This is a genomic window from Pseudarthrobacter humi (assembly GCF_024294965.1).
In the GTDB taxonomy this organism is placed as follows: domain Bacteria; phylum Actinomycetota; class Actinomycetes; order Actinomycetales; family Micrococcaceae; genus Arthrobacter; species Arthrobacter humi.
In genome coordinates this window covers 119620-141740 of the sequence record NZ_JANCLV010000008.1, presented here as the reverse complement: position 1 = coordinate 141740, position 22121 = coordinate 119620, and the positions used below count along the sequence as shown (strand labels likewise).

General features: G+C 67.7%; 25 protein-coding genes and 1 riboswitch. Of the genes, 13 read left to right on the top strand and 12 right to left on the bottom strand.

The window, feature by feature from the left end; translation table 11 throughout:
* Nucleotides 1-87 precede the first annotated feature (87 nt).
* From NFC73_RS13330 to NFC73_RS13315, 4 genes are read right to left on the bottom strand one after another with little or no spacing between them, the layout of a single operon-like run.
* Nucleotides 88-1149 carry a sulfate/molybdate ABC transporter ATP-binding protein gene (locus NFC73_RS13330; RefSeq protein ID WP_254750926.1) on the bottom strand — a complete coding sequence of 354 codons (1062 nt, stop codon included), beginning with the start codon at nucleotides 1147-1149 and terminating at the stop codon, nucleotides 88-90.
* Nucleotides 1146-2009, bottom strand: a complete 864-nt coding sequence (locus tag NFC73_RS13325) for an ABC transporter permease (RefSeq protein ID WP_254750924.1) — start codon at nucleotides 2007-2009, stop codon at nucleotides 1146-1148. The genes NFC73_RS13330 and NFC73_RS13325 overlap by 4 nt, the downstream gene beginning before the upstream one ends.
* A 37-nt stretch (nucleotides 2010-2046) precedes the next feature.
* The gene (gene modA / locus NFC73_RS13320; protein ID WP_372494654.1) at nucleotides 2047-2823 is read right to left on the bottom strand and encodes a molybdate ABC transporter substrate-binding protein; all 777 of its coding nucleotides are present in this window, start codon (nucleotides 2821-2823) and stop codon (nucleotides 2047-2049) included.
* Between the two features lie 32 nt (nucleotides 2824-2855).
* Nucleotides 2856-3266, bottom strand: coding sequence for a TOBE domain-containing protein (locus NFC73_RS13315; RefSeq protein ID WP_104061539.1), 411 nt, complete (start codon nucleotides 3264-3266; stop codon nucleotides 2856-2858).
* A 181-nt stretch (nucleotides 3267-3447) separates the two neighbouring features.
* Between NFC73_RS13315 and NFC73_RS13310 the strand changes: the two genes are divergently transcribed.
* From NFC73_RS13310 to NFC73_RS13300, 3 genes are read left to right on the top strand one after another with little or no spacing between them, the layout of a single operon-like run.
* Nucleotides 3448-4782: an FAD-binding oxidoreductase gene (locus NFC73_RS13310; RefSeq protein ID WP_254750922.1), complete on the top strand. Its 1335-nt coding sequence runs from the start codon at nucleotides 3448-3450 to the stop codon at nucleotides 4780-4782.
* Between the two features lie 37 nt (nucleotides 4783-4819).
* Complete coding sequence (locus NFC73_RS13305; RefSeq protein ID WP_254750920.1) at nucleotides 4820-5689, top strand: DUF4031 domain-containing protein; 870 nt, start codon at nucleotides 4820-4822, stop codon at nucleotides 5687-5689.
* 59 nt (nucleotides 5690-5748) lie between these two features.
* A complete protein-coding gene (locus NFC73_RS13300) occupies nucleotides 5749-6183 on the top strand; it encodes a VOC family protein (RefSeq protein WP_141138618.1) in 435 nt (144 codons plus the stop codon).
* Here the strand turns inward: NFC73_RS13300 and NFC73_RS13295 are convergent.
* The 3 genes from NFC73_RS13295 to NFC73_RS13285 all read right to left on the bottom strand — a co-directional run bounded on the left by NFC73_RS13295 (nucleotide 6180) and on the right by NFC73_RS13285 (nucleotide 8212).
* Complete coding sequence (locus NFC73_RS13295) at nucleotides 6180-6581, bottom strand: YccF domain-containing protein (protein WP_104061535.1); 402 nt, start codon at nucleotides 6579-6581, stop codon at nucleotides 6180-6182. The genes NFC73_RS13300 and NFC73_RS13295 overlap by 4 nt on opposite strands.
* Before the next feature lie 103 nt (nucleotides 6582-6684).
* Entirely contained in the window at nucleotides 6685-7284 is a 600-nt protein-coding gene (locus NFC73_RS13290; RefSeq protein WP_254750918.1) for a phosphoribosylanthranilate isomerase, read from the bottom strand.
* Nucleotides 7285-7372: 88 nt separating this feature from the next.
* Nucleotides 7373-8212 (bottom strand): aminoglycoside phosphotransferase family protein, encoded by an 840-nt coding sequence (locus NFC73_RS13285; RefSeq protein ID WP_254750916.1) that lies wholly within the window; start codon nucleotides 8210-8212, stop codon nucleotides 7373-7375.
* Nucleotides 8213-8285: 73 nt separating this feature from the next.
* Between NFC73_RS13285 and NFC73_RS13280 the strand changes: the two genes are divergently transcribed.
* From NFC73_RS13280 to NFC73_RS13265, 4 genes are all read left to right on the top strand, one after another.
* Entirely contained in the window at nucleotides 8286-8954 is a 669-nt protein-coding gene (locus NFC73_RS13280; protein WP_254750914.1) for a HutD/Ves family protein, read from the top strand.
* Nucleotides 8955-9038: 84 nt separating this feature from the next.
* Entirely contained in the window at nucleotides 9039-9569 is a 531-nt protein-coding gene (locus NFC73_RS13275; RefSeq protein WP_254750912.1) for a ferritin, read from the top strand.
* A gap of 143 nt (nucleotides 9570-9712) precedes the next feature.
* Nucleotides 9713-9778, top strand: a riboswitch (guanidine-III (ykkC-III) riboswitch).
* A 9-nt stretch (nucleotides 9779-9787) separates the two neighbouring features.
* Entirely contained in the window at nucleotides 9788-10111 is a 324-nt protein-coding gene (locus NFC73_RS13270; protein ID WP_254750910.1) for a DMT family transporter, read from the top strand.
* Nucleotides 10111-10479, top strand: coding sequence for a DMT family transporter (locus NFC73_RS13265; RefSeq protein WP_254750907.1), 369 nt, complete (start codon nucleotides 10111-10113; stop codon nucleotides 10477-10479). Before NFC73_RS13270 ends, NFC73_RS13265 begins: the two co-directional genes overlap by 1 nt.
* On the opposite strand, the gene NFC73_RS13260 is transcribed toward NFC73_RS13265, so the two are convergent.
* Nucleotides 10457-11239: a hypothetical protein gene (locus tag NFC73_RS13260; protein WP_254750905.1), complete on the bottom strand. Its 783-nt coding sequence runs from the start codon at nucleotides 11237-11239 to the stop codon at nucleotides 10457-10459. The genes NFC73_RS13265 and NFC73_RS13260 overlap by 23 nt on opposite strands.
* A complete protein-coding gene (locus NFC73_RS13255; protein ID WP_254750903.1) occupies nucleotides 11236-12162 on the bottom strand; it encodes an ATP-binding cassette domain-containing protein in 927 nt (308 codons plus the stop codon). The genes NFC73_RS13260 and NFC73_RS13255 overlap by 4 nt, the downstream gene beginning before the upstream one ends.
* A 161-nt stretch (nucleotides 12163-12323) precedes the next feature.
* Here NFC73_RS13255 and NFC73_RS13250 point away from each other — a divergent pair, with 161 nt between their 5' ends.
* The 3 genes from NFC73_RS13250 (at nucleotide 12324) to NFC73_RS13240 (ending at nucleotide 14705) form a co-directional block, all read left to right on the top strand.
* Entirely contained in the window at nucleotides 12324-12950 is a 627-nt protein-coding gene (locus NFC73_RS13250; protein ID WP_254750902.1) for a nucleoside/nucleotide kinase family protein, read from the top strand.
* Between the two features lie 98 nt (nucleotides 12951-13048).
* A complete protein-coding gene (locus NFC73_RS13245) occupies nucleotides 13049-14044 on the top strand; it encodes an aldo/keto reductase (RefSeq protein ID WP_254750900.1) in 996 nt (331 codons plus the stop codon).
* 10 nt (nucleotides 14045-14054) lie between these two features.
* The gene (locus NFC73_RS13240; protein WP_254750898.1) at nucleotides 14055-14705 is read left to right on the top strand and encodes an MBL fold metallo-hydrolase; all 651 of its coding nucleotides are present in this window, start codon (nucleotides 14055-14057) and stop codon (nucleotides 14703-14705) included.
* An 80-nt stretch (nucleotides 14706-14785) separates the two neighbouring features.
* Here the strand turns inward: NFC73_RS13240 and NFC73_RS13235 are convergent, their stop codons facing one another.
* A complete protein-coding gene (locus NFC73_RS13235) occupies nucleotides 14786-16711 on the bottom strand; it encodes a DEAD/DEAH box helicase (RefSeq protein WP_254750896.1) in 1926 nt (641 codons plus the stop codon).
* Between the two features lie 325 nt (nucleotides 16712-17036).
* Here NFC73_RS13235 and NFC73_RS13230 point away from each other — a divergent pair, with 325 nt between their 5' ends.
* On the top strand, nucleotides 17037-17762 hold the full coding sequence (locus tag NFC73_RS13230; protein WP_254750894.1) for an SAM-dependent methyltransferase: 726 nt from the start codon (nucleotides 17037-17039) through the stop codon (nucleotides 17760-17762).
* Between the two features lie 9 nt (nucleotides 17763-17771).
* Here NFC73_RS13230 and NFC73_RS13225 read toward each other — a convergent pair whose 3' ends face one another.
* Both NFC73_RS13225 and NFC73_RS13220 read right to left on the bottom strand, forming a co-directional pair.
* Nucleotides 17772-19154, bottom strand: coding sequence for an MFS transporter (locus tag NFC73_RS13225; RefSeq protein ID WP_254750892.1), 1383 nt, complete (start codon nucleotides 19152-19154; stop codon nucleotides 17772-17774).
* A gap of 1 nt (nucleotide 19155) precedes the next feature.
* Nucleotides 19156-20496, bottom strand: a complete 1341-nt coding sequence (locus NFC73_RS13220; protein WP_372494652.1) for an MFS transporter — start codon at nucleotides 20494-20496, stop codon at nucleotides 19156-19158.
* A gap of 164 nt (nucleotides 20497-20660) precedes the next feature.
* Between NFC73_RS13220 and NFC73_RS13215 the strand changes: the two genes are divergently transcribed.
* Together NFC73_RS13215 and trmB are read left to right on the top strand one after the other, a co-directional pair.
* Nucleotides 20661-21056: a hypothetical protein gene (locus NFC73_RS13215; RefSeq protein WP_254750888.1), complete on the top strand. Its 396-nt coding sequence runs from the start codon at nucleotides 20661-20663 to the stop codon at nucleotides 21054-21056.
* Nucleotides 21057-21172: 116 nt separating this feature from the next.
* Nucleotides 21173-22096: a tRNA (guanosine(46)-N7)-methyltransferase TrmB gene (trmB, locus tag NFC73_RS13210; protein ID WP_254750886.1), complete on the top strand. Its 924-nt coding sequence runs from the start codon at nucleotides 21173-21175 to the stop codon at nucleotides 22094-22096.
* The last annotated feature ends 25 nt before the right edge of the window (nucleotides 22097-22121 follow it).

Sequence of the window (22121 nt, the reverse complement as noted above, 5' to 3'; positions counted from 1 at the left end):
TTGTGCGGAGCTATAGGCAATCGTTAGACTCCACGCACTGCGGTTGGGGCCGCGTTCAGACCAGCCTACCCGCGCATTCCCGCCCCTTCAGCCCGGGTAGATGGCCACGGCGCCGGCCTTGATCACGAAGTAGACCTGCATGCCCGGCGCCAGCCCGAGATCTACAGAGGCCGCCGGGGTGATGTCCGCGCTCAGCTGCCCGCCCTCCCCGGCGCGGACCCGGATCCCGTCCCCGTGCGGCTCCAGGTCCGTGATGGTCACGGCGAAGGAATTCCGCGGGCTGCCATGCGCTTCGGTGAGGAAAACGGAAACGGCCGACGGCGGGAAGACAGCCACGCCCGGCTGCCCGGTAGGGAGCGGGGCGGCTGCGTCGTGGTGGCCATAGAGGTTGAGGGCACCGGCCCGCAGACCGTGTTCGGTCAGGTGGCCGGCCACAAAGTTGAGCCCGGCGAGTCCGGCCGCGAACCGGCTGCGCGGGCGCTGGAGGATGTCCCGCGTTGGGCCTTCCTCGCTGATCCGCCCGTTTTCGAGGATGACCACGCGGTCGGCCAGCATCAGGGCATCGAGGACGTCATGGGTGATGATGATGGCGCGGCGACTGGCCAGCACACGCTTGAGCAGGCGCCGGAGCAGCGGCGCGGCATGGATATCCAGCGCGGCCATCGGTTCGTCCAGGAGCAGGAGCCCGGGGTCGGCGGCGAGCGCCCGCGCCACGGCAACGCGCTGCGCCTGGCCGCCCGAGAGCTCGGCCGGGCGGCGGGACTGCAGCTCCGTCGCCTCCACTTCCGCGAGCCACCGCAGGGCGGACTCCCGCGCGGCCGGCTTCGAAGCCCCCGCACTCCGGGGCCCGAAGGCCACGTTCTCCAGCACGCTCAGGTGCGGGAAAAGCAGCGGTTCCTGGGCCAGGAGCGCCGTGCCGCGCCGGTGCGGAGCCATCCATTCGCCGCGCCCGGCGGTGAGGTCAAACAGTGTCCTGCCGTCCAGTTCGGCCGTGCCCGAGTCCGGGTGCAGCAGGCCCGCGATGACGTTCAACAGGGTGGACTTGCCCGCGCCGTTGGCTCCCATAATGGCCACCGTTTCAGCCGGTCCCACCGCGAGGGAGACGTCGAACCCGCGGCCAGCCACGGCGGCCTGAACCGAGAACGTCACCGGACCGCACCTCCCTGGGCGGGCGCCGTCGTCGTGCGTTCCCCGCTCAGCGCGGGGGCCGGTTCGGCGGCGCGGGGACTGCGGTACGCGAGCGCCACCACGGCAACCGCCACCGCCACGAGGACCAGGGAAAGCGCGACGGCGGCATCGGCGTCCGTTTCCCGCTGCAGGTAGATTTCGAGCGGCAGGGTCCGGGTTACCCCCTGCAGGCTGCCCGCGAACGTGAGGGTGGCGCCGAATTCGCCTAGGCTGCGGGCGAAGGACAGCACCGCGCCGGAGGCCAGTCCCGGCAGCACGAGCGGGAGGGTGACCCGGCGGAGCACCGTGGTGGGCCCGGCGCCGAGTGTGGCAGCCACCGCTTCGTACCGGTTCCCGGCGGTCCGCAGGGCACCCTCGAGACTGACCACCAGGAACGGAAGGGCCACAAACGTCTGGGCCAGGATGACCGCCGTCGTCGAAAAGGCGATCTGCAGGCCAGCCACTTCCAGCGTCCGGCCCAGCAGCCCCTGCCGCCCAAACGTGTACAGGAGTGCGATGCCGCCCACCACAGGCGGAAGCACCAGCGGGAGCAGGACCAGTGAGCGGAGGAAGCGCTGGCCGGGGAAGCTGCCGCGGGCCAGGACGAGGGCGAGGGGCACACCCAGCACGATGCACAGGACGGTGCTGGCCGCGGACGTGCGCAGGCTCAACCCAAGGGCCTGCAGCGACGCTTCCGACGTGACCAGCGGGATGAACTGGGCCCAGTTGACCTTGGCCACCATGGCCGCGAGCGGCAGCACCACGAACAGGCCACCCGCCGCCGCAAGAACGTACATCCAGCGCGGGACGCCGCCGTACCCACCGTTCCTCGCCTGTCTCATGATCTCCTTGGGTGCGGCCGCTTAGGGAGCGGGGTGCCTACGGGGCGCCGAAGCCGGCCGCGCTGAGGGTTTTCTGCCCGTCGGCGCCGGTCACCATGGCGATGAAGGCAGCCGCCAGTTCCTTGTTCCGGCTCGAGCCTACTGTGGCGATGGGATACGTGTTGACTGCCTTGCCGGATTCGTCGAACGGGATCCCCTTGACCTTGCCTCCGGCGCCTTTGACGTCGGTGACGTAGACCAGGCCGGCGTCGGCCTCGCCCGAGATGACCTTGCCCAGGACGTCCGTCACCGAGGTCTCCTCGCTGACCGGCGAGAGGGTCACGCCCGCCGCCTTTTCCACCGTGTCCGCGGCCGCCCCGCACGGAACCTGGCTGGCACAGACAACCACCTTGACGCCCGGCCTGGCGAGGTCGGCGAAGGACGCGATGGACGCCGGGTTGGACGGCGGGACGGCGATCTCCAGGACGTTGGTGGCGAAGTTCTTCGCGGTCCCGTCCAGGAGCTTGGCATCGGCCAGCTTGGTCATGTGCATGGTGTCGGCGGAGGCAAAAACATCGGCCGGCGCGCCCTGGGTGATCTGGGTGGCCAGGTCCGAGGAACCGGCGAAGCTCAACACGAGCTCGGTGCCGGGGTTCTTCGCCTCGAAGTCGCTGGCCAGCTGGGTGAAGGTGGCCTTGAGCGACGCGGCTGCGAAGACCGTGATGGTCCCGGACACGTGGCCGGCGGCGTCCGGGGACTGCGACCCGGCGGGCTGTGTGGCCGTGGACGTCGCAGCCGGTGCGCACGCGGCTAGGCCCAGCATGAGGGCAGCCATGATGATGGCGGCACCGGCGTGTTTGCGGGTGCTCAAATGATGCTCTTTCCCTGCGGGGTTTCGATGATGACTGTGGTCGCTTTGACCACCGCGGTGGCCACGGAGCCGAGTTCCAGGCCCAGGTCCCGGACGGCTTCGCTGCTCATCAGCGACACCACCCGGAACGGCCCGCACTGAAGTTCCACCTGGGCCATGACCTTGTCCGCAGTGATACCCGTGACCAGGCCAACGAACCTGTTGCGCGCCGAACTCCCTGAACGGTGCGGGTCCTCGGGAAGCTGCGCGAGCTTCTGGGCGTGCCGGGCAAGTTCCAGGCCGTCAACGGCCAGCCTGCCGGCGTCGTCCTTGACGGGGGTGAGGCTGCCGTTCTCTGTCCAGCGCCGGACGGTGTCGTCACTGACGCCGAGGAACCGGGCGGCTTCGGATACGCGAATAGTGGGCATTTCATGATTCTAATCCGCATTTGCGGGTTCTCTTAATGGTTTTCGCCGCGGATCAGAATATGACTTTGCTCCTCCTGTCGCTCCCGCGCCAGGCTCCAGTTGGGCTGCCTATGGAACGTCCCGGGCCGAAGTCCTACGCTATGGGGAAGGGGAGGGGCCTCAGTCGCTGAGGAGCGTTGTGATGAAGTGGATCAGGCCTGACAGCCCCGACTATGACCCGGCCCGGAAGGTCTTCAACGCCAGCATTGACCGGCGCCCGGCGGTGATTGCCCAATGTTCAAACGATGCCGACGTGGCCGAGGCCCTGCGATATGGCCGGGAGAATTCCCTCGCCATTGCCGTCCGCGCCGGCGGGCACTCAGTGGCCGGAATGTCCATGAACAACGACGGCCTGGTCATCGATGTCCGGCCCATGAAGTCGATCGACGTGGACCCGGAATCCGGCATCGTCACCGCCGGGGCGGGCCTGACGTGGGGCGAGTTCGACCGCGCCACCCAGGAGCACGCCCTGGCTGTGACCGGCGGACGTGTCTCGACTACCGGCGTCGCCGGCTTCACCCTGGGCGGCGGATCCGGCTGGCTGGAGCGGTCCTTCGGGTTCGCGTGCGACAGCCTCGTCTCGGTGGACCTGGTGACGGCCGACGGCGAGCGCGTCACCGCGAGCGCCCGGGAAAACCCCGAACTCTTCTGGGCGCTCCACGGCGGCGGCGGCAACTTCGGCGTTGCCACGTCATTCACATTCCAGGCGCACCGGCTCGGTCCGGTGGTCCATGCGGGACTATGGCTGTGGCCCGGGGAAGCCGCCTCTGATGTTTCCCGCGCGTTCCGGGACCTGGCGCTGGCAGCCCCTGACGGTGTTGGCCTGGCGCTCATCTATCTGACGGCGCCGCCGGAGCCGTTTGTTCCGGAGCACCTGGTGGGAAAGATGGCAACCGTCATCGCCTACCTCTACGCGGGTGACCCCGAGGAAGGCTCCGAACATGCGCGGCCGTTCCGCGAGCTCGGGCCTGCAGCGGATCTGGTGGGAGACACCCCGTACGCCGATTTCCAGTCCTCTCTGGAGGATCCACCGGACCACTACAACTACTGGAGCGCGGACTATCACGACGAACTTCCCGATGCCGCCCTGGACCTGTTTGTGGAGTCGGCCCGGAACCTTCCCGATGCCACGTCCCAGCAGCTCATCGCGCGCTGGGGCGGCGCGGTCGGCGGGAACTCGGGAGCGGCCACGCCGCTCATCAACCGGCATGCGGCCTGGGTGAGCCACCCCTACGGCATCTCCCCCACACCCGAGGAAGGCGAGCTGGCCAAGGCCTGGGTGAAGGACTTCCGCGGCAAGATTGCGCCCTATGCCTCGGGCGGGGTGTGGCTCAATTTCATCGGCAACGAAGGCCAGGAGCGCATCCGGGCCGCGTTCGGCAACGGGAACTACGCGCGGCTGGCCAGGGTCAAGCGGGACTTCGATCCGCGGAACGTCTTCCAGGGCAACCAGAACATCCTGCCGGCCGGCTCCTGACCGGCCCAGCGGAGAGCCTCCGCATTAGACTTCCCCCATGGCGATTTACCTGGATCCGCCGCTGTGGCCCGCCCACGGCACACACTTTTCGCACCTCATCTCCGATGCGTCGCTCGCGGAGCTGCATGCCTTCGCCGCCGCGGCCGGCATCCCGGACCGGGCGTTCGACGGCGACCATTACGACGTTGCCGAGCGCCGGTTTGATGACCTGGTGGCTGCGGGCGCCATTCCGGTGGAAGGCCGGATCCTGGTGCGAAAGCTCATCGCCAGCGGGCTGCGCATCCCGGCCCGGCAGCGCAACAAGTCCCTCAAGGTGCCGCTGCTGAACCGCTGGGAAGCCATCATGCCCGGACACGACGCCCTCTTCCTGGACCTGCTGGACCGCTGGAGCGAGGACCATCGCCGGTATCACGGCTGCACGCACCTGCTGGCAGTCTTGGAGGCCATGGACCTGCTCACCGACCCCGCCGATCCGCCGCGGACCGTGCTGCTCGCAGCCTGGTTCCACGATGCCGTGTACCGCGGGATCGCCGGCCAGGATGAGGAGGAATCGGCCCGCCTCGCCGAGGAGCGCCTGGCGCACGCGGGGCTCCCGGCATCGGAGGTCGAGGAGGTGGCGCGGCTGGTCAGGTTAACCTCGGACCACCGCCCGGAACCGGGGGACGACGACGGCGCCCTCCTCTGCGACGCGGACCTGTCAGTCCTCGGCGGCGAACCTGGGCCGTACGCCCGTTATGTGGCCGCCGTCCGGGAAGACTATGCGCACATCGGCGACGCCGACTTCGCGGCCGGCCGTGCCGCCGTCGTCCGTCATCTGCTGGAACTGGACCCCTTGTTCCACAGCGACCGCGCACGGGAACTGTGGCTCGAGGCCGCCCGCCGGAACCTGCGGGGCGAGCTGGCCTGACTCTTCGCGCAGCCGCCGGAAGCCTTTACGGGCGCCCCGGCCGGTGCAAGACTGCTCGGATGAACCTGCGCATCCAATCTGTCAGCGTCGACTCCACAGACCCCAAAGTGCCCGCCGATTTCTGGGAGAAGGCCCTGGGCTGGCGCCGCACCTATGAGGTGGAAGACGAAATCGTACTGGAACCCCCTGCAGGCAGCCCGGCCGACGGCGTCAGCCCGGACCTGCTGTTCGTGAAGGTGCCGGAGCAAAAAGAGATCAAGAACAGGCTGCACCTGGATCTGCGTCCGGATGACCAGGCCGAGGAGGTGCAACGGCTGGAAGCCCTTGGCGCGTCGCGCATTTCTATTGGGCAGGGGCCGGAGGTGACGTGGGTGGTCATGGCTGACCCGGACGGGAACGAGTTTTGTGTGCTGCGGGCGCTCCGGTCAGAGGAGCTCGAAGCCCAGGGCCTGGTCCCCGGGTTTAGCGAAGCCCCGGGGAATGCCGCCGGCTAACGGTACGCGGTAACGAACGGGCTGTTAGTGGGAACGATCTGCTTGCCCAGCGGCATCAGGCTGACCGGGATGAGCTTGAGGTTGGCGATGGCCAGCGGGATGCCGATGATGGTGACCGCCATGGCAAAAGCTGTGACCACGTGGCCGATCGCGATCCAGATGCCCGCCACCACCAGCCAGATGACATTCCCCAGCAGCGGGAACACGCCCGTCCCGCCCGGCTTGTCCACCACCATGCGCCCGAACGGCCAGAGCGTGTACGCCGCGATGCGGAACGACGCGATGCCCCACGGGATGGTGACGATGAGCAGGCAGCAGATGATGCCGGCCAGGAAGTAGCCCAGGGCGAGCCAGAGTCCGCCGAATACCAGCCAGATGATGTTGAGCAGAGTCTTCATCTGTCCATTGTGCCCCGCGGGGTCCGACAAAAACGTAGGGGTCTGCCCTGAATGAACCCTGATCTTCAGCCGTGGAATGTGGACCTGAAACCTGGTCCGGGCCTCAGCCCTTGGCGGCCTTCACGAAGGCGCGGATCTTCGCCAGGTCCTTCACGCCACGGGAAACCTCGACGCCGGAGCTGACGTCCACGCCCCACGCGCCGGAGGCTGCGGTGGCGTGTGCCACGGTGTCCGGGTTCAGTCCGCCGGCCAGCAGCCACTTGCGGTCCTGGAGCGCCGTCACGTCCACCATGGACGCGTAGTCCCAGGCTTCTCCGGAGCCGGGCACGGCCGCATCAATCAACAGCATTTCCTCGCCCCAGTTGGCGAACGCGTCCGCAGTGGCTGCCATGGTGACCGCCCTGATCAGCTTCATGCCGGCGTCGTGCACTGTTGTGACGTCCTGCGGGGTGAGGTCCGCGTGCAGCTGCAACCATTCCAGGCCGGCCGCGCGGGCGATGGCAATGGCATCGGCGACAGGTTCATGCCGGAAAACGCCGATGGCAATCACGCCTTCCGGCACATCGGCCAGAAGGGTGGAAACCTGCGACGGCGAGACCACCCGCGGGCTTGCGGTGAGGACAAAGCCGACGGCGTCCGCCCCGGCGTCTACTGCTTCACGGACGGATTCGGGCGTACTGAGTCCACACACTTTGACGAACATTCCGGCTCCTTCAGGCTGTCTACGCATAGTCCCCCGGGAGGAGACTAACAGGCAAGTACCCGCGGCGCCGATGTTGGCCGGTTCCATTTCAGAAACCGGACAATACGCGCTTCACCATGGTGCGGCCGGTTTGTTCAAACACCGTGTCGCCCATCTGGTGGGCCCACACCACCGTGCCGATGGCCTGGTTCAGGTTCTCCAGCCGCCACAGGTCAGTCTCGGCCGGGGCCACAGTCTTGCCGAGCCCCGCATGGAACGCGTCCGCCAGGTCGGGCCGGTCAACGAACCGCTGGTGGCTGAGCCGCACCAGATCGTGCACCCACGGACGAAGATCGGCCCGGCCAAAGTCGATGACCTTGATCTGGCCGTTGTCCTGCAGCCAGTTCCTCGGCTGGTAATCGCCGTGCGTGGCCACCAGCTGCACCACGCGCGGCCGGAGGGCATCCAGCTCCCGTTCAAAGCTGTCGAGCTGGGGTTCGGGGAGCAGCCCGTGGGCGCGGTCCATCCATGCCCGGGTCTTGGCCGTGAGGGCTGTCGCGTAGGTGGACGAGTCCCCGGCCGGCCGGTGAATCCTCGCCAGCAGCGCCCCCGCCTGACGGTAGGTTTCCGGATCCTCCTCGGCCGGCGTCCCCTCCACCAATGTTCCCGGCAGGAATTCCGTCACCAGGATCCCGGCCTCCGCCGAGGCATGCCGTAACGCCGGAACCCGGCCGCGGAGCCCTTCGAAACCGCCGGAATGGGCAGCGATCTCGCGGCGGATATGGTGGCTTGTGGTGCTCGCCTTGACGATGAATCCTTCGCCCGCCGGTGTGGCAACGTGGAGGACATTCGTGTCCTGCAGAGGCCAGGAGCAGTCCTGCACCACGCTGAATTCGCCAAGCCAGGATGCCAGCAGCCGGCTCTGTTCCTCGGTGATCCCCTGGCGCATGTGCCCAGCATGCCACGCGTGGCGGGGTCGCCCAAACGCTGGAGAGGGCGCCCAAACAAACTAGGCTGGTCCGATGGAGATCATCCGCTTCGCAGAACTCAGGTCCGAACCGTGGCGCAACGGCGGCGGGGTGACCCGTGAGCTTGCCAGCCACCCGAAGGCCGCCTCGGCGCAGGACGGCGCCTGGGACTGGCGGGTCAGCATCGCCGATGTCAGCAAGGCCGGGGATTTCTCGGCGTTCCCGGGCATGGAACGTGTGCTGACCGTGATCGACGGCGAGCTGCTCCTTCTCACCGTGGACGGCGCCGAACATCCGCTGGAAAAGTACCGGCCGTTCAGGTTCTCCGGCGAAGCTGCCGCGCACGGTGACCTGCCCACCGGGGACATCCGCGACCTGAATGTCATCACCCGGACGGCGTCTTTCAAGGGCTTCACGTCCATCATCGAGCTCTCCAAAAAGCGCCCGCACCCGGTTTTTGAGGGCCAGCTTGCTGTGCTGCTGCAGGGCCAGGCCACCGTCAGCGCGGGCAGCCTCAGCGTCAGCGGGGAAACCGCGGAAGCCGCGGGAGCCGCGGCCGCCGAAACCGACGCCGACGCCGACGCCGGGGAAGCCGCCCCCAGCCCCACGGAGCCCGAGGCACTCAACAGGTATGACGCCGTCGTCGGCTCCGATACCGGGACCCCCGAAATCCTGGGCCGCGGCTTCCTGGCCGTGGTGTCAATCGACCGCGTGACTGCCTGATCCAGCGCTGCAGGCAAGCCTCGCCTTCGTTATCTGAGCCTTCCCACACTGGTCAGCGGCGTGGGGCGCTCCTAGACTCTGGCTATGACTTCCACACCGTTTAATGCGCTCCTGTCCACCCAGATCGGCAACGAATTCGCGGCGTCGCAGCAGTACATTGCCGTGGCCACCTGGTTCGCCAACCAGGACCTCCCGCAGCTGGCCCGCTACTTCTACCGGCAGTCGGTGGAGGAGCGGAACCACGCCATGATGATGGTGCAATACATGCTGGACCGCGACATTGAATTCACCATCCCGGGCGTCCCCGCCGTGCGCAACGACTTCTCTTCCGTGACCGAGCCGCTGGCCCTGGCGCTGGAGCAGGAGAAGGAAGTGACGGCCTCGATCGAGGCCCTGTTCCGCGCCGCCCGTTCCGAGGACGACGCCCTGGGCGAGCAGTTTATGCTCTGGTTCCTCAAGGAGCAGGTGGAGGAGGTCGCCGCTATGACCACCCTCTATAACATCGCCGAGCGTGCGGACAACCTGTTCGACATCGAGAACTTCATCGCCCGCGAAACGGTGGGCAACGGGGGCCGCGACTCCTCCGCTCCGGAAACCGCCGGCGGCGCGCTCTAAAGGTCCCCACCCCAACTGGGTAGCAGTAGATGTCGTTATGAGCGCTCATAACGACATCTACTGCTACCTACTTGGGCTCAGACCCCGGCGGTGACGTCGGCCACCAACACGGCCACCCGCCGTCGGGCGTTGCTATGCTGGAAACAAGGCTCCGCACAGGACCCTCCGGACGACGGTTCAGTACCCGGCACGCGACAAGACTGGCCAAAGGATCTGTCATGTCGTGGTTAATCCTCATTCTTTCCGGGGCGCTGGAGGCCGTCTGGGCCGCAGCCCTGCACCGGACCTTCCAGGCCTCAGGCCGACGCCGGCTCGCGCCCGCCCTCCTCTTCCTGGCCTCCGTCCTCGCCAGCATGGCCGGCCTCGCCATCGCCATGCAGTCCATCCCCACCGGCACCGCGTACGCCGTGTGGGTGGGCGTGGGCGTGGTCCTGACGTCCGCCTACGCGATCACCACCAGGGCGGAACGTCCGACGACGGCGCGCCTGCTGCTGCTTACCGGCATCGCCGCGTGCGTGGTTGGCCTGAAGGCGGTGGCGTAATGAATAAGCGTTCCGCCGCGTGGCTGATGCTGCTGGCCTCCGCCGTGCTCGAAGCCGTGTGGGCCACCGCCCTGGGCCTGTCCGACGGTTTCACCCGGCCCCTGCCCACCCTTGTCTTCACCGTGACCGCTACCCTGAGCATGCTCGGCCTGGGTGCCGCCATCCGGAGCATTCCGCTCGGCACCGCCTACGCCGTCTGGGTGGGGATCGGCGCTGCCCTGACGGTGGGCTGGGCGATGGCCACCGGCGTCGAACCCTTCAGCTTGTTGAAGATGCTGTTCATCGCCGGGATTGTTGGCTGCGCGGCCGGGCTGAAGGCCCTGCCGGCTGGCAAATCCGCGAATGCTACGCCTCGCTCTTCTCCGTAATCCACCAGCCGATACCGAGGGGAATCAGGTACCAGAGGGTCAGGGACGACGCCACTTCCAGTGCCGTGGGTGCATCCGGTCCGCCCAACAGTGCACCGACGGCCGTGATCGTGCTGAGGTAGCCACTGGCATCCGGGAGGAGGCTGAGGATAAGGCCGTTTCCCACCAGGCTGACCAGGATGACGGCGGTGATTGCCAAGGCGGTCCGGCGGATCGCTGCGGCGATGGCCACACCGAACATGGTGCTCAGCAAGCAGGACGCCAGGCCGGTTGCCAGTTCCTGCCCTACACCGTCGAACGCACCAGCGGCACCTGGTCCGGCACCGGCCAGGGCGGCAGCCACAACAGAGGACAGCAGGAACACAAAAACCTGGAGGGCAAGGGCCAGGACGGCGGCAGCGAGGACTTTGGCCCAGAACTGCGCGGTCCTGCCCCGCAGCAGCGGGTAGTAAACCAGCGTTGTCCGGTACGCGGTGTCGGACGTCATCCCCAGGATGCCGATGAGCGGCATCGCCAGCGCCGTGAAAAGCCCGATGCTCCCGGCCAGGCTGGCGAAGGTGACGGGGGTGCCTTGTCCGGATCCGACAACTGCCAGCCCGACCACCAGTGCCACGGCAATGACAGCGAGCACTGCGAAGATCGCCAGCGAACTGCGTGTGTCCACCAGCTTGCGGACTTCGATAGAGACCAGTCGCGCAAACCCGGCTTGCCGGTCTTTGCCGTTCCGGACGGGCGTTTGCTGGAGGGTGTGCTGGCTCATCGGATCTGCTCCAGGTTGTTGTTGCGACTGCTGAATTCCCCGGACGTCAAGGCAAGGAATTTCTCCTCGAGCGCTGACTCCGTGATGTTGGACAGATGCGTCAGCACCACACCGTGCTCAAGGCATGCCCGGCCAATGTCCTCGGGCGTGGCGTCAACCAGAAATTCCCGCCCGGAAAGGTCAAAGCCCCACCCACTCCTCCTGCAGACTTCCGTGAGGCGCTCCGGTTCGACGGCGGTGGCCTTGGTCCTGGAGCTGACGCTGAACTCCGCGGCGGTGCCGGAGGCGACGATCCGCCCGCGGTCGATCATGACAATGTGGTCCGCCACTGCCTGCATGTCGCGGAGAAGGTGGCTGGAGAGCAGCACGGTGCCGCCCTGGGCGCTGAAATGCTTCAGGAAGTTCCGGACCCAAAGCGCACCATCGGCGTCGAGTCCGTTGGTGGGCTCATCCATGACCAGGAACTGGGGTCCGGCGAGCAGGGCCATGCCGAGGACCAGCCGCTGCCGCATCCCCAGGGACAGCGAGCCCACCCGCTTTCTCCGCACTGACTCAAGGCCCGCAACGCTGAGGGCGTTTTGGACGGCGGAGCGCGGCGCGCCCAGCAGCATTGCGTTCAGCTTCAGGGTCTCCTGCAACGAGCGGCCCGGGTGCAATGCCGTGGGGTCCAGCACAAAGCCGATGGTTCGTCCCGGACTTTCCAGGTCTTCGCGCCGGCGTCCGTCAAAAAGGACTTCGCCGGCGTCTGCGCGGGTCAGGCCGGCCGCAACGCGCAGCGTGGTTGATTTGCCCGCTCCGTTCGGCCCGAGGAATCCGGTGATGGATCCCCGCGGGCAGTCAAAGCTGACGGAGTCCACCACGTTCCGCCCGGCGTATGCCTTGGTGACCCCCGCGAAGGAAATCCCTGAAACCCCAAACGTCATGGACAATCCCTTCATACACGAGGCGCATCCCCTATGGCCCCGTTGAAAGTATCACTAAAACCGATGTACTAAACGGGAATCCTATGACTTGACCGCCGCGCACTCCTGCCCGCCGCCTGCCTGGGGCCGGGGAGGGCCAGCCTCCGGTTTAGGCTTTTGCCATGGACTCCCCCGAGGTAACGCAAGCCCTGGCCGCACTCAGGCACAGGCTCGACGGCGGCAGGCGGACGCTGCTGGGCATCACCGGTGCCCCCGGCTCGGGAAAATCGACCTTTGCGGCCTGGCTCCAGCAGCAGTTCGGCGCCGAACTGGCGGTCGTAGTGCCGATGGACGGCTTCCACCTGGGCAACACGATCATCACCGGCACACCGCTGCGGCAGCGCAAGGGTGCCATGGACACGTTCGACGTCGGCGGCTACCTCTCGCTGTTGCAGCGGCTGGTGCGCCGCGATGAAGCAGTGGTGTACGCGCCGGAGTTCCGGCGGACTTTGGACGAACCGGTGGCTGCCTCCATCGCTGTTCTGGCGTCCGTGCCGCTGGTGATCACCGAGGGAAACTACCTGCTTGCTGAGACTCCTGAGTGGAAGGATGTCCGGGCGCAGCTGGATGAGGTCTGGTTCATGGACACCCCTCCCGCGCTGCGGCTGGACCGGCTGGTGAACCGGCACGTGGAGTTTGGCATGGAACGGACCGCGGCGGAAGCCTGGGCGACCGGCCCGGATGAGGCCAACGCTGCCATGATCGAGGCAACGCGCCAGGGCGCCGACCGGATCATCCCCTGGGGCTAGGACACCGGCTGGGAATCCAGACCACTTCCTAGGAATACTCGGGCAAGGGCCGGGGTTCTTGGCTGGGACGAGAATCCACAAACGAATGGAGAGCGCTCATGACTGCACCATTGGTACACCTCGGCGACGGCCTCACCGTCAGCCCCCTCGGCTTCGGTGGCATGGCCCTCACCCCGGTCTACGGCGAGGTTGACCCGCACGAGGCCCTCAAAACCCTGCACCATGCAGTGGATGCCGGCGTCAGCTTCATTGACACCGCGGACATCTACGGCGGAGGCAGCAACGAGCAACTCATCGCGCAGCTGCTCAAGGAGCGGCGGGGTGAAGTGCAGCTCGCCACCAAGTTTTCCCTGGTGGGCTCGCCGGCTGACGGCTACACGGATGTCCGCGGAGATGCCGCCTACGTCCGGCAGGCCATCGACGCCAGCCTGAAACGGCTTGGCACGGACGTGATCGACCTCTACTACATGCACCGCCGTGACCTCCGCGTTCCGATTGTGGAAACCGTGGAGGCCATGGCGGGGCTGGTGCAGCAGGGCAAGGTCAAACACCTTGGCCTGTCAGAGGTGACCGCGCAGGAGCTGGCCGAAGCCCACTCCGTGCACCCCATCGCCGCGGTCCAAAGCGAATGGTCCATCTGGAGCCGCGACGTGGAACGCAACGTCGTTCCGGCCGCGGCCAGCCTGGGCGTGGGCTTTGTGCCGTATTCGCCACTGGGCCGGGGATTCCTCACCGGCACAGTGGACGCTTCCAGCCTCGGAGCCAACGACTTCCGACGCCGGATCCCGCGGTTCGCCGCGGACGCCTTTGACGCGAACCAGGGAGTCGTGGCGGCTGTGCGGACGGTCGCAACCGAGCTGTCGGCTACGCCCGCCCAGGTTGCACTCGCGTGGCTGCTGGAGCAGGGCAAACGGCGGGGACTGGCCGTGGTCCCCATCCCCGGCACGCGCAGGACGCACCGGATCGACGAAAACCTGGGAGCCCTGTCCCTGGACCTGACCCCGGCGCAACTGGAGGCGCTGGAGCAGGCCGCGGACGCCGTCGTCGGCTCCCGCTCGGCGGACCCCAACTGGGTGTCCCAGGGCCGTGAATAGACTGAAGCCCATGGACACGCTCATTCACGACCTACGCGACATCACCATCCGCAGCATCTCCGTCAGCGAGATGAACAACAACGTGTACCTGCTGACCGCGAAGGCCAGCGGCGCACAGCTGCTGATCGATGCCGCGGACGACCTTCCGGCCATCCAGGCGATGCTCGCGGACGCCGCTGCCGATACGTCGGCAACGCCCACGCTGGCGCAGATTGCAACGACGCACCAGCACTGGGACCATGTCCGCGCACTGCCTGAACTGGTGGCGGCCACCGGCGCCCCAACCGTTGCCGGAAAGGACGACGCCGAGGCGCTGCCAGTTTCCGTGGACCGGGCCCTGGAGCATGGGGACACCTGCGCCGTGGACGGTTTCGAGCTCACGGCCGTCCACCTGCGCGGACATACGCCGGGATCGATCGCGTTTGTGTACCAGGACCCGGAAGGGCCTGCCCACATTTTCAGCGGGGATTCTTTGTTCCCGGGCGGCGTGGGCAACACCCAGAATGATCCTGAGCGGTTCACGTCGCTGCTGGACGATGTCACCGCGCGATTGTTTGAAGCCTACCCGGATGACACCGTGGTGCACCCGGGCCACGGCAGTCCCACCACCCTCGGCGCGGAACGCCCGCATCTTGAGGAGTGGCGCGCCCGCGGCTGGTAGGGCTTACCGCTACAGATTCGGACAGCCGCTACCGGGATCCCGGCAGCGGCTGTACGTTTCAGCAGCGGATATCCGAAACCTTAGCGGCTGCGGCGTTCGTTCGAGGCCGGGGCCGACGCGCGGCGGGGACCGCTGCGTGCCGGACGGCCACTGCCGCCACCGTTGCCGCCACCGTTACCGGCGTACGAGCCACCGGACGTGCCGCCGGTGTTGGAGGACCAAACAGCCTTGTTGCCGGCGTTGCCGCCGCTGGCTGCACCAGCACCTGCAGAGCGCTGTCCTCCGCCTGTCCGAGCACCTGCACCTGCACCTGCGGTGCGGGCTCCGGCTGCGCGCTGGCCCGTTGCCGGACGTCCGCCGCGCTGTCCGCCGGTGGTAGCCGGACGGCCCGTGCCGCCACGGGGAGCATCGCTGCGGGTAACGCGTGAATCAGAACGGCCGTCTGAACCGCGGCCAGCCGCTGCACGGCCACCTGCTGCGGGGACGTCGTTGCGGTGCGTGGAGCCTGTGGCGCCGTGGCCGCGGGAATTGCGGCGTGCAGCAGCTGCTGCAATGGCGCGGTCCTCGTTCTGCTCGGCTACCCGGTCAAATGCTGCCCGGGCCTCGGTGCGGCCCTCGTAGGCAACAGCGCGGCGCTCGGCACGCGGAAGATCGGTGCGGGTCGGCTCAGCGGAGACGCGTCCACGTCCACCACGGCCGCCACGGCCACCGGCGGTGGGGCCTTCCTGGCTGCGGCGGGCGCGCTTGCGCTCGGCGTTGGCACCCGTGGAGGTGCCGCCACCCTGCGTTGCGGACTTCTTGGCGAGAAGAGCGGCGCGGGTGCGCGGATCGATCTTGTCGGCCATTTCGCCCACGAGCTCCGCAACCAGCGGGGAGTTGGCGGTGACGCGCTCGAAGTTGACCTCGACGCCGGCAGCCTTCATGAGCTTCTTGACGTCGGACTGCTGCTCCGGGAGGGTCAGCGTGACAACGGTGCCGTCCGACCCTGCGCGGGCGGTACGGCCTGAGCGGTGGAGGTATGCCTTGTGCTCTGTGGGCGGATCCACGTGGATCACCAGTTCGACGTCGTCCACGTGGACGCCGCGGGCTGCGACGTCGGTGGCCACCAGGACGCGGACGTCACCGGAGGAAAATTCGGCCAGGTTGCGGTCACGGGCGTTCTGCGAGAGGTTGCCGTGCAGATCGACGGCGGGGATCCCGGCGTCGGTCAGGGTCTTGGCCAGCTTGCGGGCGTGGTGCTTGGTCCGCATAAAGAGGACGCGGCGGCCGGCGCCGGAGGCGAGCTCAACGATCAGCTGCTTCTTGACGGTCTGGTCGTTGACCACCAGGACGTGGTGCTCCATGGTGGTCACCGCGGCCTGTGATTCGTCCACGGCGTGGGTCAGCGGGTTGGACAGGTAGCGCTGGACGATCTTGTCCACGCCGTTGTCCAGGGTGGCGGAGAACAGCAGGCGCTGGCCCTGGCTGGGGGTCATGTCCATGAGCTTCTTGACCACCGGGAGGAAGCCGAGGTCGGCCATGTGGTCGGCCTCGTCCAGTACGGTGATCTCGACGCCTTCGAGGGTCAGGATGCGCTGGCGGATCAGGTCCTCCAGGCGGCCCGGGCAGGCGATGACGATGTCGACGCCGGCGCGCAGTGCCTTTTCCTGGCGGGCCTGGGAGATGCCGCCGTAGATCACCGTGGTGGTCAGGCCCATGGCCTTGGCCATCGGCTCGATGGTGGCGTTGATCTGGGTGGCCAGTTCACGGGTCGGTGCCAGGACCAGGCCCATGGGGCGGCCGGGCTTGCGGAAGTGCTTGGCTTCCCGCTCAGCGAGTCGTGCTACAAGCGGGATGGCGAAAGCGATGGTCTTGCCGGAGCCGGTGCGGCCGCGGCCCAGGACGTCGCGTCCGGCCAGGGTGTCCGGGAGGGTCTTGACCTGGATGGGGAACGGCTCAACAATTCCCTGGGCGGTGAGGGTGTCGGCAAGTTCTTTGGGCGTGCCGAGGGCAGCAAAAGTAGTCATATATTCATGGTCTTTCAGGCGGTATCCGTGCGGATATCGGCCCCCGATGCCGGTTGGCTCAAGGGTTTCGCCGAAGAAAAGTCAGGTGATCAACCGTGCTGCTGCCCAATTCAGGGCGGCGGCTGGGACCAAATGGAACGCGTTCATCGACGCAGGATGTGCCTCTCACATGAAAAAACCCGCTTCCCAAATCAAGGGACGAGCGGGCATCACTGCACATCAAGTCCCCTAAGCGTACCATCCCCGCGCCTTCGCCTCTTTCAAGCACGTGTTGCAGGTGGTGCGGGCGTTGCCTTTGGGTGCCCGGCAGGCGCAGGCTTGAGGCATGACTGAACAGGGTGCGGACCACCACCACACAGCGGACGACGGCGACACGCGGCTGGGGGATGCACCGCAGCGCAGTGCCGCCGAGGCGTGGGACGAAACGTACCGGAGCAAGCCGAAATTCTGGAGCGGGAAACCCAACCCGCAACTGGTCCGCGAAGGCGCGGGACTGAAGCCGGGCAAGGCCCTGGACCTGGGCTGCGGCGAAGGGGCCGACGCCATCTGGCTGGCCCAGCAGGGCTGGACCGTCACCGCCGTCGATGTGTCCGCCGTCGCGCTGGAACGGGCGCTCGGCCACGAAAAGGCGGCCCTGGACCGCGAGAGTGTGCACGCGCAGGGAGCCGGTGAAATTCCCAGCCGCATCCACTGGGAACAGTGTGACCTGGAAGAGTGGCAGCCCGCGGCCGCCTTCGATCTGGTGACTTCGCAGTTCCTGCATTCGCCGCACCTGGCGTGGCAAGGTCCGCTGCGGACGGCGGCTGCGGCGGTCAAGCCGGGTGGCACGCTGCTGATCGTGGGCCACCATCCGGACCACCTGCCGCCGTGGGGAAACCACACCAGACCGGAGATGTACTACACCCCGGCGCAGCTCGTGGCGGAGCTCGGCCTGGACTCGCCGGACTGGCAGCTGGAGGTCAACACCACACGGGAGCGCACGGCTTCGGGCCCGGACGGCGAGGAAGCGATCATCGGCGACACCGTGCTCCGCGCCACCCGGCTGGCTTAGTTCGCGGGGTTAGCGGGAAACCCGCGGCGCCACCGCAACCGCGGCGACGGCCACCACCGCCGTCAGTGCGAAGACCCCCGCGAACGATTCCGCCGTCGTCGTGAACGCCGCGAACACGATGCCCGTGGCGGCGAGCGCCAGCGCCCCGCCCAGCGAGTCCGAGATGGACATCGCCGAGCTGTTGAAGCCCTCGTTTTCCTTGGTGGACAGGGCGAGCGTCATCACGCTGAGCCGCGGATACAGCAGCCCCATGCCGCCGCCGGCGAAGAGCCAGCCGGCAATCGCGACGGCGGCCGGCCAGTGGAGCGCCGACGTCGCCAACGTGACGAGAATGGCTCCCAGCACCAGCGCTGAGCCGATGCGCACCGCCACCCGGTGCTGCAGCCGGGTGCCGAGCCGGCCCTGGATGGCGGCGGCAGCTGCCCACGACAATGCGCCTCCGGTGAGTGCCAGGCCGGCGAACGTCGGCGGGAACTGGTACTCCTCGATCAGCAGGTACGGCAGGTAGACCTCGGCACCGAAGAATGCGGCGGATGCCAGGCCGCGGGTCAGGATCACGCTGGGCAGGCCGCGGCGCGCGAGCAGCGTTCCACGGGGAACCAGGGGCCGCACGGCCACGAGGGCAATCACGACGGCGGCCGCGGCCAGGAGTGCCGGGGCTGCGGGAACGCCCGCGATAGCGACTCCGGCGGAGAGGTTCAGCCCCAGCACAGCGAGTGCGGCGAGCGCCGCCCAGGCCAGGCGGCCCAGCGCCCAGGGCGGGACAGTGGCCTGCTCAGAAGGCCGGTCGATGCCGCGGAGCACCGGAACAATCATCACCACGGCCGGCACCACCAGGCCCACCACACCCAGGAACACCCAGTGCCAGCTCAGGACCTCCGCCACGATGCCGGCCGCGAACGGTCCCACCAGGGACGGGATCACCCACGCGGCCGAGAAGGCGGCAAATATCCCGGGGTGCAGGACGGCAGGGTAGACGCGGGCCACCACCACGTAGAGCGCAACCGTCAGCGCGCCGCCGCCAAGCCCCTGCACCAGGCGGCCGGCAACCAGCAGGGGCATGGACACGGCCGTGCCTGCGATGATCAGGCCCAGAACGAACAACGCCACGGAGGCGTACAGCGGGACTGTTGGGCCGCGGCGGTCCGACCAGTTTCCGGCCGCCACCATACCGATCACGCCGGTGGCCAGCGGTCCGGCGAAGGCCAGCGCATACAGGCTGGCGCCATCGAGTTCGCGGCTGACGACAGGCATGATGGTGGTCACGGCGAGCGATTCGAAGGCCGCGAGGAACACCAGGGCACATGCGCCGATGGTCACCCACAGGTACGGTCGCTGCAGGATCCCGGCTGTGATGGCGGAGTGCGTGGACGGCAGGGCGGGTTCCTGCATGCTATTTGCCCGATCGGCTGGAGCCGCCGATGTAGCAGTTCCGGCCCGCGCGGTAACCGAACACCGCGGCCAGGGACCCGACCACCAGGAACAGCACCCCGGCGGCCGTGAACGATCCCGTGGCCTGGTGCAGCTGGCCCACCATCAGCGTGCCGGTGGAACCCAGCCCGTAGCCCACACCCTGCATCATCCCGGACAAGTGCGCCGCCGTGTGCCCGTCGCGGGTCCGCAGCATGATCAGGGTCAGGGCAACCGCGGTGAGGCTTCCCTGCCCCAGGCCCAGCAGCCCGGTCCACACCCAGATGAGTTCCAGGGGCCCGAAGATGCTCAGCGCAAACCCGCCGCCGGTCATCAGCGCCACCACTACAGCGATGGCCCGCTGGTCACGGAACCTCGCCGCCAGTGCAGGGGCAAACAGTGAACCCGTCATCTGGAGCACGATCGAAACAGAGACCATCAGGCCGGCCGTGCCGCCGTCCACGCCGCGTTCGCGCAGGATCGGCGCCAGCCAGGCAAAAACGCTGAAGGACATCATGGCCTGCAGCACCATAAAGATGGTCACCTGCCACGCCACCGCAGACCGCCACACGTTGACGCCAAGGTTGACGGCCTGGTGCCGGACGGGGTGCTGGCGCAGCGCCACCGGAAGGAACAGCAAAAGTACGACGGCGGCAGGGACCGCCCAGAACCACAGCGCCGAGGTCCACTCCCCCGTCGCCGTGAAGACGGGGTAGGTGAAGCCGGCTCCGAGGGCGGCCGACGCGCAGATGGCCGTGGTGTACAGCCCGCCCATGAGACCCAGCCGGTGTGGAAAATCGCGCTTCACGAGACCTGGCAGCAGCACGTTGCACAGGGCGATGGCGGCACCGCAGGCGGCCGTTCCCGCCAGCAAAGTAGGGAGGTGCCCGGCACCGGGCACCAGGCCGCCGATGTCCGCGGGCCGCAGCAGCAGCCCAGCCGTGAGCACGGCCATGGCGCCGAGCAGGACGCGTTCGGCGCCGAACCGGCGGGCCAGGACAGGGGCCAGCGGTGCGAAGACACCCAGGAGCGTGACGGGCACGGTGGTGAGCACCACCACGGCCCAGCCCGGCAGGCCGGCGTCGGACGTGATCTCCGGGAGAACCGCGGCGAAACTGGAGAACACCGTGCGCAGGTTCAGCCCGATGAGCACCAGGCAGAGGCCCAGGTACACGAGCGCGCGGCGGCTGCCCCGCGGGCTCTCCGGACCGCCGCCCGACTGGCCCGGAAGGAGTGTCGGCGCCGCTGGGGGGATGTCGTCGATTTCGGCGTCGATCAGCAGTCCAGGCACGTCAACGTTGTCAGCACGGGTCACGGAACCCATTCTGTCATTGTGCGTCCTCAAGCCCTGACGCCCGGACTGGCCTTGGCGTCAGCCGGCCCTTGAGAAGTTATCCACATAGGCCGGAAAGGGTCTGGTGGCCCGCCTGGAGCCAACCTAGGTTGGGATCAGCAAGCGGTATCCAGCCACAGCATTCGGGAGAAACCATGAGCCTCGCACCGTTGCACAATCCGTCCATTGCGCCGGCCCCGGCCTCGCCGAAGGCCCACGGCAGCGGCGAAGGGACAGCCAGCCTCGCCTTCAGCCTCATTGCGCCCGCCAGTATGTATTTGACCGGGCCTCTCAGCCTGTTGGCGGCCCTCTTCACGAGGCCTTCCGAGGGCCCTGGGCGGCTGGACTGGGTTGCACCGTTGGTGCTGTGGAGCTATCCGGCGCTGTTTGGCCTGCTCGCCGTGACGCTCGGCATTGTTTCGCTCCGCGTATTTGTGCGTCGGTCAAACGGTTGGCGGGCTGGTGTGGCTGCGTTGTGGATATCGGCGGCCGAGGTTGCCATGGGCCTGGTGCTCGTGCTCATGGATGGGGACTTTATGATCCTCTTCTGAGATTTCATTTCCTTTCCGACCTCACGGGGCGACCGTTTTCGCGTTCCATCGCGCCCCGTTCGTGGCTCAGGTGAGTGCCCAAGCCGTGGGCGTGGGCCCCGGGTATTCTGGAAGGGATGAGCGAATCCCCAGAATCCCCCCAGCCTCCGCATGTCCCGCGCCCGGTAACGCCCGGTACCCAGGCGTCTTTCGGCACGTACGGCGGCAGGCCGGTGAGCTTTGTGCGCCGCGGCACCCGCCTCCAGGGGCGCCGCCAGACGGCGTGGGAAGAGCACTCGGACCGGTGGGCGCTGGATGTGCCCCGGCATATTGCGAACACGTCCGTCCACCCGGACTACACCTTCGACGCCGAGGCCGAGTTCGGCCGCAAGGCACCGCTGATTGTGGAAATCGGTTCGGGGCTGGGCGATGCCATCTGCCACGCGGCCGAGGAAAACCCGGACACGGACTTCCTGGCGGTCGAGGTGTATACACCGGGGCTGGCCAACACCATCATCAAGATCAACAGCCGCGGGCTGAACAACGTCCGGGTGGTCGAAGCCAACGCGCCCGAGGTCCTCGCCACCATGCTGCCGGCGGGATCCGTCAGCGAGCTGTGGGTGTTCTTCCCCGATCCCTGGCACAAGTCACGGCACCACAAACGCCGCCTCATCCAGCCGGAGTTCGCCGAGCTGGCGGCACGGGCACTCGCCAAGGGCGGGCTGTGGCGGGTCGCCACGGACTGGTCCAACTACGCTGTCCACGTCCGCGACGTCCTCGCGGACTCGCCGGACTTCGAAAACCTCCACACCGGCGAGCGCCACGGCCCGGAAAGCCCGCTCACCCAGGTGTGGCAATCCGGCGTCGAAACCCTGGTGGGCGGCGCGCCCGTCCGCGAAGGCCGGGCGCCGGTAAGTACCGCGCATACCGGCCCCAACGAGGGCGTGGACGAAACGGGCGGCTGGGCGCCGCGCTTTGAAGGCCGGATCCGCACGAGTTTCGAGGCGAAGGCCCACGAAGCAGGCCGGCTGATCTTCGACCTCTGCTACCGCCGCCGCTGAGCCACGGAAACTGAGTGGCAGCAGG